Raw genomic sequence first — 14,477 nt, forward strand, 5'->3', positions numbered from 1 at the left:
TCAAAACCAAAAAGTTCATGCAAATTTGGTTAAGTAAGAAAGTTAAAAAAAGTTGATTCGATTGAATCAACTTTTCACCTAAAACGTATTCATTATCCTTTGGTTTTGTTCTACTGATTTTCGTTCCTTTATACCAATTGAATAGCGATAGCAAAGTAACCCTAAGATACCAAGTCCAAAGTATAAAACAGCCATAGCTTTAGAAGGAATAAACGCTCCTAGCGTTAATCCCAAGCTACCCAACAACATAGCCACGTTATAAGAAAGATTGTCTACTGCCATATATGAGGCTCTTGCTTGTTCGTGAACAATTCCTGCTAAAATCGTTTGACGAACAGGTGAATACATAAGCTCTCCAAGAGTAAATAAAAGAGCTGATAAAACAAGTAAACTAAAAGAATTACTGAACGCAAGAACACTAAAGCTACAGGCGTAAATAGAAAGACCGATGCTTAAAATTACTTTCGGATTATATTTACTTAACCATTTTGACAAATACAAAGTGGAGCACACAATTGTAATGGTATTGATGAGCATAATAAGTCCAAACATCTTAATCCCTGTTATTTCAATGGAGAAAAAGAAAGTGTGGAATTCATTTTTTAGCCTTACTGCGACATATTTATCAAGCTGAAATTCCAATGACATTGTGAAAATGGTCGCAAGCACAAATAACATAAAGCCACGATCTTTAAGAACAGCCATATAGTGATTGATGATTCCTGCTTTTTGTTGAACTTCTTCAATATCTATCTTAGGTGTAGTTAATGTCTCATCTATATAAAAGATGATAAGAAGCAAAGTGACGCCGCTGACAATAAGAAACAAAAGAAAAAGGAGGAACTTATAATCTTCAAAAAGTAGACCGCCAATTGCTGCCCCTAATGCGATCGAAATGTTACCAGTCCAATAACCAAGCCCATAAATAAATGGTCTTTCTTTTTCAGAGCTAATATCAATAATCATTGCGTTTGCTGCAGGGCCAATTAAACTAGAGCTCATGTTACTTAAGACAAACATTAAATAAGTAATCCAAACGGAAGTGTACCATGGTGAGTTGACTGATGCCATCACGGTTAGTGCGATGACCTGGATCACTTGAGCGATGATCATCATTTTTTTACGACCAATACGATCTGAAAGGTAACCAGAATATAATCCCACTACAATAGAGATAGAAATGTTTATCATCAGAAGTATCCCAGTCATACCAGCTCCAACATGACTACTAAAATAGATGGCCATAAACGGGAGAATGGACATTTGAGTAATGTCTGTAAAAAAATCTGTGATTATTCTAAGTTTTATCGTTGAATGTAAGTCACGAAATTTCATGCTATCTACCTTCTTTCTTCATTTTTTATTATAATGAAAAAAATAAGAAGAAAAACTGTAAACGGTGTTAACATGATTTCGTATTTTAGGAGGAACTATGAATCTTATTGAACATTATGTTAATTTGCGATTAGCCTATCAAGAGTACAAGGAAGAAGAAAGGATTGAAGCAACAACAGGGGAAATATCTCATCATCTTTCTTGTACGATGCGAAATACAAATATTTTGATGAAGAAAATGATGGAGTTAGGCTATCTTAAATGGATGCCTCAAAAAGGTAGAGGGAGAAAATCAACTTTACTTTTTCATCTTTCATTACTGGAGGCTGCTACTAGTAATGTGCAAAGATTACTCACTGAAAAGAATTTTGAAGAAGCATACTCCTATATTTTGAGTATTCAATTTTCTCAGGTAATAAAAGAAAAACTGTTACATAATATGCACAGTCATTTTGGGTTAAAGTCTATCACTCACTCTACTGGTCGAAGAGACACGTTAAAAATTCCTCAAAATTTAAAAATTCATACGTTAGATCCTACTTTTGTTGGAATAGTTCATGAAGCTCACATCGTACAACATATTTTTGATCCGCTAGTTCGCTATGATCGGGGAAGTAAAACCTATATTCCCGGCATTGCTCTGGCCTGGGAAGAGAATAATGGAATAGAATGGACCTTTTATTTACGCAAAGGTGTAATGTTTCACCACGGTCGAGTCCTTCAAGCAAAAGATGTTCAGTATACGATTGAGAGATTAAGAACTAATCAACAAATTCCTTATCACACTCTCTTTGAATGTGTGGAAAAAGTAACAATGATAGATGACATTACGATACAGTTTACTTTGAAGAAACCAAATTACATGTTTCTTGATGTTATGAGCAGCTTTTTCTCCTCTATTATTCCTCATGATATTGAATTAGATCCTTTAATGCCGATTGGAACCGGTCCATATCAAGTGGAAAAAAATGAAGAACATCTACTTGTGCTAGAGGCATTTCCTCATCATTTTCAGGGAAGACCTTTCTTAGATACAATTGAAGTTTGGCATATGCCGAATTTAAAGGAACAACCAGATAAGATAGAGGAAAGAGTTTATACTGGGGAACACGAAACAGCGACTTATCAAGAGCTTGGTAGCTTTTTTTTCGTCTTTAATTTGAATAGAAATGGGTGTCATCATAATAAAAACTTTCGTTTGGCAATTCAGCAAATTGTTGACCCATTCAAACTTGTAAAGGAGCTTGGATATCCAAGGAGATATCCTGCATATAGCTTTAGGTTGAACCAAAGTAAACAAATCGTTAATCATCTAGAGAATAATCTAAAAGAAGCAAAAAGACTACTGTCTTTAAGCAGTTATGAAGGACAAGTACTTAAGGTGGCAACATTTGATTTTAAAGAAGCAAAAGAGGACATGGAATGGCTGGAAATTCGTTGTCAGCAAATAGGTCTTAATATTGAGGTGTCCGTCATACAAGCCTCAGAAATCTATGAGAAAAAGGTACTTGGTCTTTACGATATCATTTATACAGGTGAAACGTTTGAGATAAATGAGGAACTTAGTCTTTATATGATGTATTCAAGTGATAATAGTGTTCTTCGAATGGCACTAGACTCTAAAACAAAACAACATATTGATATGGAGCTTAATTATTTAATATCCTTAGATGATTTAAATAAGCGTTCAGCCTTGTTTCAGAAGATTGAAGATTGGTTAAGAGAAGAAGCATATATTATTCAGACCTATCACACAATCGAAGAACAAAACTATCATAAGGCATTAAAAGGTATTGAAGTTTCAGGGTATGGCATGCCTGATTTACGATCACTATGGGTGAAACCTGATATAGAGAGTTCATCAAGTTATTCAATTTATATTCCATAGGTAGCTAAATTTTGAAAATTCAAAGGAGTGGGTTTTGTTGATAAAGCCCGAGGGTATTCATCATGTTAGTCTTTCTGTAACAGATTTAAACAAAGCAAAGCAATTTTATGGGACAGTTTTAGGCTTTAAAGAGATAGAGCGACCGAAATTCGACTTTCCAGGTGCATGGTACCAAATTGGGACTCAGCAACTACATTTAATTGTTGATGAAGTTTCTTCTACACTACGAAAAGTAAATGAATTGAACTCTAGAGAAGGTCACTTTGCTATTAGAGTAAACGATTATGAGGAAACTCTTACGTACTTGAAGGACCAAGGAGTTCCTATCTTAGAAAAACCAAAAAGCAAAAGCAGATTTGCGCAAATTTTTTGCATGGACCCTGACTTTAACTTAATTGAATTTAATGTGGATCAAGAAACGATGAATAAGTGAAACTTTGGGGAATGAAGATCGTTACGAGTGCGAAATGCTTGGGAGATGTACTTCATCAAGGGAATGAAGACTATTACGAGTACGAAATGTATGGGAGATGTACTTCATCAAGGTGATGAAGACTATTAGGAGTGAGAAATGCTTGGGAGATGTACTTCATCAAGGGAATGAAGACCAATACGAGTACAAAATGCTTGAGAGATGTACTTCATCAAGGTGATGAAGACTATTAGGAGTGAGAAATGCTTGGGAGATGTACTTCATCAAGGTGATGAAGACCATTACAAGCACGAAATGTTTAAGAGATGTACTTCATCAAGGGAATGAAGACCAATACGAGTGCGAAATGCGATGAAAGATGTACTTCATCAAGATGATGAAGACCATTTCATTTAATAATCCCAGTAAAAATGTACTTCATGAATGAAAAATAGTTCTTTTCGGGAAAATGACATTTCAATTTTTCCCTCATTACCCCTATTTTATAGAAAATCTTGAAAACTAAAAAAGGATGAGCTTAAAAAAGCTCATCCCTATACATTATTTTACATTCAAAAACTTCACACAAACTGGATCTGGAACAGATACTTGTGAGTCAAGCAAGCTAAGTTTACCTGATTCTGTATCTCGGGCAAATAACACAAGGTTACTGCTTTCCTGGTTAGATGCGACAATGAATTTCTCAGTAGGATCTAACGCGAAATCACGCGGCCAATTTCCTTCTGTTGATGTAAATTCAATGAATGAAAGCTCACCGTTTTCTTGATTTACACGATAAACAGCGATGCTATCATGCCCACGATTGCCTGCATAAACAAAGCGGCCGTCAGATGAAATATGGATTGCGCTTCCTTGACTATTTTCCGTGAAATCTTCGGGAATGGCCGGGCTGTATTGAAGCTCTGTGAACACGCCTGTGTCAGAATTATAGCTTAAAGTAATCACTTCATTACTTAACTCTGTCATAACATAAGCATATTTTCCATTCGGATGGAATGTAATATGTCTTGGGCCGCTTCCAGCTTTCACAAGTAATGTATGAGCTTCTTCCAATTTTCCATTGTTAATTTTATAAGAAATAATTTTATCGATTCCTAGATCAACTGCAACGACATATTTTTCATCAGGAGTGAAGCCTGAATAATGCGTATGAGGTTTTTCTTGTCTTTCATGTGGCCCTTGACCTGAATGTTCAATAACTGAAGCAACAGAATTGATGGAACCATCATCATTTGTTGGGAAGAATTCTACTGTTCCTTTGTGGTAGTTAGCTGTCACAACTTGTTTATTTTGACTGTCTACACTTACGTGACATGGTGAAGCACCGTCAAGCAGCTGTTTATTAATGGCTGTAAGATCACCTGTTACACGGTCAACTGCATAAGAGGCAACACCGCCTTGGTTTCCTTCCTTTACAACTGCATAAAGATTTTTATTGTCTTGGCTTAAATTTACATATGTAGGGTTGTCCAATTCAGCAACAGCTTTAACATCACTTAGTTTTCCTGCATCTGTGTCTAAGGTAAAGCTGTAAACTCCTTTACTATCACCTTTTGTGTATGTACCAACATAACCGATTAATTTTGACAATTTCATATCTCCTTTCAAATGTGCTATTTCTCATTATATCGTTAGTTTCATCTGTTCAACAACATTAATGGCTGTTTTTATGGTATTAAGCCGAAGAGTTTCAAATATACACTTGAAGTACAAAAAGATTCTATCAATTCATCAGGCTATGCTAATATAATAGTATTTATATGAAAATGAAAGGAAGTAAAATTCATGCTAAGGCGGTTTTATTCGTACTATATACCTCATAAAAAATTATTTATTATTGATTTTAGTAGTGCTATTATCGTGGCTCTTTTGGAGTTAGCATTTCCATTAGCAGTTCAGTGGTTTATCGATTCACTGCTTCCGAGTGAAAACTGGTCTGCTATAGTTTCTGTTAGTATCGCCTTGCTTTTGTTATATATTATTAGCACGTTCTTACAATATATTGTGAACTATTGGGGACATATGCTTGGAATTAATATTGAAACAGATATGAGAAAACAATTGTTTCAACATGTACAAAAGCAATCATTTAAGTTTTTTGACAATACCAAAACAGGAAATATTATGAGCCGGATTACAAATGACCTAATGGATATAGGTGAGCTTGCGCATCATGGTCCGGAAGATTTATTTATTTCTATTATGACCTTTGTAGGGGCTTTTTGGATTATGTTCACTGTAAATGCGAGGCTTGCGTTGGTTGCTTTGTTTATTTTACCGTTTTTAGGATGGCTTATTATTGTAAGTAATTTAAAGATGAATCGTGCCTGGAAGAAAATGTACGGTGAAATTGCTGATGTGAACTCACGGGTGGAGGACAGTGTTTCTGGCGTTCGGGTTGTACAATCTTTCACCAACGAAAAATTCGAAAATGAACGGTTCTCAGTTAACAATTTAAAATTCCGTAAAGCTAAGCTTGGTGGATATAAAGTAATGTCCTTTAGTCTATCAGGAATTTATATGATGACAAGATTTGTTACGTTGGCTGTACTCGTAGTAGGTGCCTGGTTAAGTTATACTGGACAATTAACATATGGTGAGCTTGTTGGATTTGTCTTATATGTAAATGTACTATTTAAACCAATTGATAAAATTAGTGCTTTAATGGAATTATATCCAAAAGGAATGGCTGGATTTAAACGCTTTACAGAGTTGCTTGACGTGGATCCTGATGTACAGGATGTAAAGGACGCAGTTGAAGTAAAATCATTACGTGGGGATATAGCGTTCAATGAAGTTACCTTTGGTTACGATCAACATAAACGAGTTCTAAATAATATCAATCTATCCATTTCAGCTGGAGAAACCGTTGCATTTGTTGGTCCTTCAGGAGCAGGGAAAACAACAATTTGTTCATTAATTCCACGATTTTATGATGTAGAATCTGGAGAAATAAAAATTGATGGCATTGACATAAGGAATATGACAAAGCATTCTCTTCGTTCACAGATTGGAATTGTGCAACAAGATGTGTTTTTGTTTACAGGTACCTTAAGAGAAAATATCGCTTATGGAAAACTTAATGCTACTCAAGAGGAAATTGCAGAAGCGGCAAAACGTGCTCATCTAGAAAGCTTCATCGAATCATTACCTTTTGGCTACGATACTCAAATTGGTGAAAGAGGCTTAAAGTTATCAGGTGGACAAAAACAAAGAATTGCCATTGCAAGAATGTTCTTGAAAAATCCACCTATCTTAATATTGGATGAAGCAACGTCAGCGTTAGATACCGAAACAGAGCTTATCATTCAAAAAGCACTAACAGAGCTTTCAAAAAATAGAACAACTCTTGTTATTGCTCACCGCCTTGCTACAATTCGTAATGCGGATCGTATTGTTGTTGTAACTGAGGACGGAATAGCGGAACAAGGGAAACATGACGAACTGATTGAACAAGGCGGAATTTTTGCTAATCTTCATCGTGTTCAATTTCAGAGATAGGGTGGGACATTTATTGTTCCATCTTTTTTACTAATTTTTTTGAAAAGTTGGTTGCGATTACAGTTCAAATATACCAAGGGAAGGTGCTTTTTTCTTGTTTTTTTTCAATTATTCGACTTCTTGAAAACAGATTGACATGGCATACTAACTTCTGTATTTTATTTAAGTATGTTTTTTTAGGAGGAAGTTATGAATAGTCATAATACACAACAAGTAAAAATTACAACAGCAGATCCCTCGGCATTAGGTTTATTTGGACTAGCAATGGTAACACTCGTTGCTTCTTCACAAAAATTAGGGTTAACAGATGGAGTTTCATTTATTTTACCATGGGCATTTTTCTTAGGTGGACTAGCTCAATTATTCGCATGTGTTCAGGATGCAAAACATAACAACATCTTTGGAACAACTGCATTTGGAGCTTTTGGTCTATTCTGGTTCGGTGTTGGAATGTCTTGGTTAATACAATTAGGAGCATTTGGTGAAGAACTAGCAGCAAATGCTGATCCCAAGCAGTTAGGTGTCGCATTCATTGGTTACCTAATCTTTAGCGTTTATATGACAATAGGTGCAATGGAAACACATAAAGTACTATTTTTTATTTTTGTTTTCATTGATTTCTTGTTCATCGGCTTATCTTTAAGCACGCTTGGTGTGATGCCTGAAGCAACACATATGCTTGCCGCAGTTTCAGAATTAATGATCGCCTTGCTATCTTTTTACGGATCTGCAGCTGTTGTTTTAAATACACATTTTGGCCAAGTTGTCTTACCGATTGGGAAGCCGTTTGGTTTATTAAAAAAGTAAAAGAAATGGAGGCTAACATTTGTTAGCCTCCATTTTATTTGTCGTATATTGTAGAATAGTAGATAAGTTAGGTGAAATCGAAGAAACATCTCGGAATCGGAGATAAACATCCGAGAATCGAAGATAAACATCTCAGAATCGAAGATAAACATCTCGAAATCGAAGATAAACTTCTCAGAATCGAAGATAAACATCTCGGAATCGAAGATAAACTCCCGAGAATTGAAGATAAATCTTAGAAATCAGTGTTAATCCGCTTGTAAAGCAAAGCTAGATATCCATTTATCCCTCGTTTTCTTCAACCATAAAGGGTTTATTTACAAAGTAGTACATCCACCCCATTAAAACTCCACCACCAATTAAATTTCCAATTGTAACAGGAATTAAATTATGAATAACTCCAGCGAGTGTAAAGCTTTCAGGTGGATGAGAAACAAAAGCAATAGCAAATGTGCACATATTTGCAATGCTGTGTTCATATCCAGAAATGAAGAAGCAAAACACAAATAACATCATCGTAAAAAGTTTGGCTCCATCTCCTTGAAGTTTCATTGGGATAAAAAATGCCAAACAAACTAACCAGTTACATAGAATTCCTCGGAAAAATAACTCATAGGTGGGAAGATGAACTTTTTTATCAGCAACACTTAATAGAAAGCCTGTTGTTTCTTTCTCTGAAAACAATCCAGTTGAAAAAATAAAAAACGCAAAAAAACATGCACCTAAAATGTTTCCAATATAGCTTGTAATCCAAAGCTTAATCACTGCAACCCAGCGCATTTTCTTCTGAAAAGCTGTGTAGGAGAAATAGAATGTGTTTCCAGTAAATAAATCTCCACCTCCATAAGCGATTAAGATAATGGCAGCACCAAACGTTAATGCTGCAACGGGATAAGCAAATGGAGAATGCTCAATATAAAAGAAATTTCCTGCCTTAAAAGCAACAATCACTCCAAACCCAATAAACATGCTGGCAAGCATTGAACGTAATAGGTATCGAAGCGGACTTTTATAAAAGATCTTATGCTTCTTTAGAGCTAGTTCTTCAACTAGCAGTAAAGCCTTATTTTCCAAATCATTCACTCTCCAAATGTAAGTATTTAGGTTTTAAATATAATTAAAAATTGAATGAATTACCGTGATGAAAATCACTATTATTGTTCTTTAAAAAATATTTTTTATATATAATTCTACCAACAAGAGGTAAAGTTGTTCGTGTGTCATTATATTAAGATTATTAATAAAAGATGAAAACGCTTAAATTAAAGGGTTAATACTGAACATTAAATATATCAGAATATTTATTTTTGTATACCTGTGAATATTTATACATAAATATGTTAAGTTGAGTCAGGAAATGCCGTTAAGATACAATTGGAAAAAAAGGAGGGGTTTGGATGAAAAAGCATATTTCAATCATAGGGGTACCAATGGATTTAGGACAATCAAGACGTGGGGTAGACATGGGTCCTAGTGCTATCCGTTATGCAGGTGTTGTGGAAAGGTTAGAAGAGCTAGATTATGAGATTCATGATAAAGGAGATATAGAGATTGGCAGACCAGGTAAAGATGAAGAAGCAACCCTTGGAAATAATCTTAAATATTTAAAGGCTGTAACAAAAGCCAGTGAAAAACTTGCTGAATCAGTTGATGAGGTTGTAGCAAAGGGGTCATTTCCATTAGTGTTTGGTGGTGATCATAGCATTGCAATTGGTACACTAGCTGGAATTGCTAAGCATTATGAGAACCTGGGTGTCATCTGGTATGATGCACACGGAGATTTAAATACAGGAGACACATCTCCATCAGGTAATATCCATGGAATGCCTTTAGCGGTAAGTTTAGGTATAGGTCATCCAGATTTAACAAATATAGCTGGATATTCCCCGAAAATTAAGCCGGAAAACATCGTGATCATTGGTGCTCGTTCTTTAGATGAGGGAGAGCGAATACTTATCCGCGAAAAAGGGATTAGAGTTTATACAATGCATGAAATTGATCGATTAGGTATGACAAAGGTAATGGAAGAAGCGATCGATTATTTAAAAGCTAGAAACATAGATGGAGTACATTTATCACTTGATTTAGATGGACTTGATCCGGATGAGGCACCAGGAGTTGGAACGCCAGTTTTAGGTGGAATAAGTTATAGAGAAAGTCACTTAGCAATGGAAATTTTAGAAGAATCAAAATTAATAACTTCTGCTGAATTTGTTGAGGTTAATCCAATTTTAGATGAAAAGAATAAAACAGCTACTGTCGCGGTAGCTTTAATGGGCTCACTTTTTGGAGAAAAATTATTATAACAGACTGAAGGGGGGCATCCCCTTCACCAGTTTTATTTAAGTTTAAATTTTCTTAAACGATATTGAAGACTCTGTCTACTAATTTGTAAAGTCTTTGCGGCTTGGGAGATATTGTAGTCATGCTCTTTTAATATTTTTTCTAGATATTCTTTTTCGCGATTTGTCATATAGTCTTCAAGTGTTAGGAGTTCTTTTGATTCTACTTTATCCTTTTCGTAGAATTGATTTTCATCATATACAGCTGGATCAAGAAGTTCAGTAGCTTTTTGTTTAAAGGGAACCGGTAAGTGTGGAACGTCAATGATTGCTTCTTCGGGCTCCATCAAATTCATTGCACCTTCAATGATATGTTCAAGTTCGCGGACATTTCCAGGCCAATCATAGGCTTCAAACAAAGCTAATACATGTTTGCTGATGCTCTTTACGTTCATGTCAAATATGTGATTAAATTTTTTCAAAAACGACTGTGCAAGTATTTGAGTATCATCCTTACGTTCCCTCAGTGGAGGAATGAATAATGAGACAACACTTAAGCGATAAAAAAGATCTTTTCTTAAATGACCATTGGCAATGGCATCAATTGGATCTTCGTTGATTGTTGCAATAACTCTAACATCTATTTTCTTATCTTTTGTATCTCCAACTCTTCTAATGGTTTTTTCTTGGAGAGCACGAAGGAGTTTTGCTTGAAGAGTTGGATTTAACGAGTTGATTTCATCAAGAAGTAACGTTCCACCCTCAGCCTGCTCGAATAAACCTGGTCTTTCAATTGATCCGGTAAAAGCTCCTTTTTTTGTGCCAAAGAGAATACCTTCTATTAAACTTTCAGGTATTGCAGCACAATTTTGGCTAATAAATGGATAGGAGGAACGCTTACTCCCATTATGAATACTCTGGGCAAAAAGCTCTTTTCCGGTGCCAGTTTCACCAACAATAAGGATTGAAGATGAAGTTCTTGTTGCTCGTTTACTAGCTTCAATAACCTCTGCAATCTTTATACTTTTTCCAATAATGTGATCAAACGTGAATTTTGTATCTCCCTTTTTAAGGATGTTATCTCTAATAATGCGCTCAAGGTTTGTAATATCCTTAGCTACTTCGATTGCTCCGCATATTTGCTTAGTAGAATCATATAAAGGGCAGGTATCATTAATTGTCGTTATTTCTTGACCATTGTGGGTAAAATACGTTTGTTTTGACTTCTTTGTAGCATTACCTCGTAAAGCTGAAATGAGAGTGCTTTCAGTCTCATTATTAAATTTAAATAGTTCAAGAATATTTTTGCCGTGTACATTACTAGGATCCATCTCTTCAATATCAGCCATTTTTTTATTATAAATAATTGTTTTACCATCTTTATTTATAACATGTATTCCGATGTCGATCATATTAACCAAAGTTTGAATAATGGCTTGCATTTCAGCATTCGTTAAATTATCTATTTTCATTTTTTTCCACCCTCCTAGAATAAGAATAGATTATATAAAAGAGGGGTGCAATAATAATTTGCATAATAGTAACGTGGATGATTTGGAAGTGTAAAGAAATTTTGCGATAAGATTCAAGGTAACCAATGAAATCAGGGGAATTAATGTTGGCATAGATATTGCATAGTAGATAGATAAGAAATGTCTTATTTTTTACAAGGAGGAATATATAATGACAACAAAAACAGAACAAGTGATCAATCAAACAGAACAATTTGGTGCAAAAAACTATAATCCTCTACCAATTGTTATTTCAAAAGCAGAGGGAATATGGGTGGAAGATCCTGAAGGTAACAAATATTTGGATATGTTAAGTGCTTATTCAGCTGTTAACCAAGGACATAGACATCCTAAGATTATTCAGGCATTAAAAGATCAGGCGGACCGCGTTACTCTAACTTCACGTGCTTTTCATAATGATCAGTTAGGTCCGTGGTATGAGAGAATTGCAAGAATCACCAAAAAGGAAATGGCACTACCGATGAACACTGGAGCCGAGGCTGTGGAAACAGCAATAAAAGCAATCAGACGCTGGGGATATCAAGTGAAAGGGATTGCTGATAATCAAGCTGAGATTATAGCATGTGAAGGTAACTTTCATGGCCGTACGATGACAGCTGTATCACTATCTTCTGAAGAAGAATATCGTAAAGGATTTGGACCAATGCTGCCAGGAATTAAACTTATTCCGTATGGAGATGTAGAAGCGCTAAAAGCAGCAATTACTCCGCAAACAGCAGGATTTCTTTTCGAGCCAATTCAAGGTGAAGCAGGAATTAATATTCCTAGAGAAGGGTTTTTAAAAGAAGCCTATCAAGTATGTAAAGATAATAATGTTTTGTTTGTAGCCGATGAAATTCAAGCTGGTTTAGCGCGATCTGGAAAAATGTTTGCTTGTGATTGGGAAGATGTTGTACCTGATATGTATATTTTAGGGAAAGCACTAGGTGGGGGAGTTTTCCCAATTTCATGTGTGGTAGCTAATCGTGATGTTTTAGGCGTATTTAACCCTGGCTCACACGGATCTACATTTGGAGGTAATCCTCTTGCATGTGCTGTTTCAATTGCTGCACTTGATGTGATAGAGGATGAAAAGCTAGTTGATCGTTCATTGAAGCTAGGAAACTATTTTGTGGAACGCCTAAAAGAAATTAACAATCCGATTATTAAAGAGATAAGAGGCAGGGGCTTGTTTATTGGGGTAGAGTTAACGGAGCCTGCACGTAGTTATTGTGAAAAGTTAAAGGAAAATGGCTTACTGTGCAAAGAAACACATGATACTGTTATTCGTTTTGCTCCTCCATTAGTTATAAATGAAGAGGAGCTAGATTGGGCGATTGACCGTATTAAGCGTGTACTATCATAAATGTTTTAAGAGCTCGTCAATTATATCTTTTTAAGAAACAAACTTAATAAGCTTTTATTCCATATGAGGTGATGACAATTGAATACAACTATTCAAAAAAATGAGGTTTTAAACTTATTTTCATCCACGCAAGTCGTAATTAAAGAGGCCTTAAATCATTTAGGATATCCAGAAGAAATGTACGAATTATTAAAAGAACCATTAAGAATGTTAACAGTTCGAATTCCAGTTAAAATGGATAATGGGTCAACAAAGATTTTTACCGGCTATCGAGCACAACATAATGATGCTGTAGGACCGACTAAGGGTGGGATTCGTTTTCATCCTCATGTTGATGAGGATGAGGTAAAGGCCCTATCGATGTGGATGAGCTTGAAATGTGGAATTGTCAGTCTCCCGTATGGTGGTGGAAAAGGTGGAATTGTTTGTGACCCCAGAAATATGTCTCAAACGGAATTAGAGCGGCTTAGCAGGGGATACGTACGTGCTATTAGTCAAATTGTTGGACCAACCAAAGATATACCAGCCCCTGATGTTTATACAAATTCACAAATTATGGCTTGGATGGTTGATGAATATAGTCGTTTACGTGAGTATGATTCACCAGGATTTATTACAGGGAAACCGTTAGTATTGGGCGGATCTCATGGCAGAGAAAAGGCAACAGCACTTGGTGTGACCATCTGTATTGAAGAAGCTGCAAAGAGGAAGGGGATCGAGCTTAAAGGAGCCAAAGTTGTTATTCAAGGCTTTGGAAATGCAGGTAGCTTTTTAGCGAAAATGATGAATGATGCAGGGGCTATAGTGATTGGGATTTCAGATGCTTATGGAGCCTTGTATGATCAGAATGGATTGGATATAGAGTATTTATTGGATAGAAGAGATAGTTTTGGTACAGTAACTACACTTTTCAATGAAACAATTTCAAATGAAGACCTCTTAAAGTTAGAATGTGATATTTTGGTCCCAGCAGCTATCTCAAATCAAATTACAGTAGAAAATGCAAATGATATAAATGCACAAATTATTGTTGAAGCAGCAAATGGTCCAACTACCTGGGAAGCAACAAAGATTTTATCTGATAAAGGTATATTACTTGTACCTGATGTGTTGGCGAGTGCTGGCGGTGTTACTGTTTCTTATTTTGAATGGGTACAAAATAATCAGGGTTATTACTGGTCAGAAGAAGAGGTATTACAAAAGTTAAATAAAGTATTAACTGAATCTTTTAATCAAGTCTATGAACTTGCTGAGTCCAGAAATGTTAACATGAGGTTAGCAGCCTATATGGTTGGAGTTCGAATGATGGCTGAAGCATCAAGATATAGAGGATGGGTGTAAGAAAAGGCTTTTT

11 protein-coding genes are annotated in these 14,477 nt (G+C 35.6%); 7 read left to right on the top strand and 4 right to left on the bottom strand.

Annotated features, from left to right (window positions below):
- Positions 1-78 precede the first annotated feature (78 nt).
- Positions 79-1,335, bottom strand: a complete 1,257-nt coding sequence (locus D9842_RS01850) for an MDR family MFS transporter (RefSeq protein WP_121661011.1) — start codon at positions 1,333-1,335, stop codon at positions 79-81.
- A 97-nt stretch (positions 1,336-1,432) separates the two neighbouring features.
- Between D9842_RS01850 and D9842_RS01855 the strand changes: the two genes are divergently transcribed.
- Positions 1,433-3,223: an ABC transporter substrate-binding protein gene (locus tag D9842_RS01855; protein WP_121661012.1), complete on the top strand. Its 1,791-nt coding sequence runs from the start codon at positions 1,433-1,435 to the stop codon at positions 3,221-3,223.
- A 37-nt stretch (positions 3,224-3,260) separates the two neighbouring features.
- The gene (locus D9842_RS01860) at positions 3,261-3,656 is read left to right on the top strand and encodes a VOC family protein (RefSeq protein WP_121661013.1); all 396 of its coding nucleotides are present in this window, start codon (positions 3,261-3,263) and stop codon (positions 3,654-3,656) included.
- Positions 3,657-4,196: 540 nt separating this feature from the next.
- Here D9842_RS01860 and D9842_RS01865 read toward each other — a convergent pair.
- A complete protein-coding gene (locus D9842_RS01865) occupies positions 4,197-5,252 on the bottom strand; it encodes a lactonase family protein (protein ID WP_121661014.1) in 1,056 nt (351 codons plus the stop codon).
- A 189-nt stretch (positions 5,253-5,441) separates the two neighbouring features.
- Between D9842_RS01865 and D9842_RS01870 the strand changes: the two genes are divergently transcribed.
- Both D9842_RS01870 and D9842_RS01875 read left to right on the top strand, forming a co-directional pair.
- On the top strand, positions 5,442-7,157 hold the full coding sequence (locus D9842_RS01870; protein ID WP_121661015.1) for an ABC transporter ATP-binding protein: 1,716 nt from the start codon (positions 5,442-5,444) through the stop codon (positions 7,155-7,157).
- A 189-nt stretch (positions 7,158-7,346) separates the two neighbouring features.
- Positions 7,347-7,964, top strand: a complete 618-nt coding sequence (locus D9842_RS01875; RefSeq protein WP_121661016.1) for an acetate uptake transporter — start codon at positions 7,347-7,349, stop codon at positions 7,962-7,964.
- Positions 7,965-8,246: 282 nt separating this feature from the next.
- On the opposite strand, the gene D9842_RS01880 is transcribed toward D9842_RS01875, so the two are convergent.
- Positions 8,247-9,038: a formate/nitrite transporter family protein gene (locus D9842_RS01880; RefSeq protein WP_121661017.1), complete on the bottom strand. Its 792-nt coding sequence runs from the start codon at positions 9,036-9,038 to the stop codon at positions 8,247-8,249.
- A 323-nt stretch (positions 9,039-9,361) separates the two neighbouring features.
- Between D9842_RS01880 and rocF the strand changes: the two genes are divergently transcribed.
- Positions 9,362-10,270 carry an arginase gene (gene rocF / locus D9842_RS01885; protein WP_121661018.1) on the top strand — a complete coding sequence of 303 codons (909 nt, stop codon included), beginning with the start codon at positions 9,362-9,364 and terminating at the stop codon, positions 10,268-10,270.
- Positions 10,271-10,302: 32 nt separating this feature from the next.
- Here the strand turns inward: rocF and D9842_RS01890 are convergent, their stop codons facing one another.
- The gene (locus D9842_RS01890; protein ID WP_121661019.1) at positions 10,303-11,718 is read right to left on the bottom strand and encodes a sigma-54 interaction domain-containing protein; all 1,416 of its coding nucleotides are present in this window, start codon (positions 11,716-11,718) and stop codon (positions 10,303-10,305) included.
- A gap of 211 nt (positions 11,719-11,929) precedes the next feature.
- Between D9842_RS01890 and D9842_RS01895 the strand changes: the two genes are divergently transcribed.
- The gene (locus D9842_RS01895) at positions 11,930-13,123 is read left to right on the top strand and encodes an ornithine--oxo-acid transaminase (protein WP_121661020.1); all 1,194 of its coding nucleotides are present in this window, start codon (positions 11,930-11,932) and stop codon (positions 13,121-13,123) included.
- 78 nt (positions 13,124-13,201) lie between these two features.
- Positions 13,202-14,464: a Glu/Leu/Phe/Val family dehydrogenase gene (locus tag D9842_RS01900; RefSeq protein WP_162987271.1), complete on the top strand. Its 1,263-nt coding sequence runs from the start codon at positions 13,202-13,204 to the stop codon at positions 14,462-14,464.
- Positions 14,465-14,477: the final 13 nt, after the last annotated feature.

This window comes from Metabacillus litoralis (assembly GCF_003667825.1).
In the GTDB taxonomy this organism is placed as follows: domain Bacteria; phylum Bacillota; class Bacilli; order Bacillales; family Bacillaceae; genus Metabacillus; species Metabacillus litoralis_B.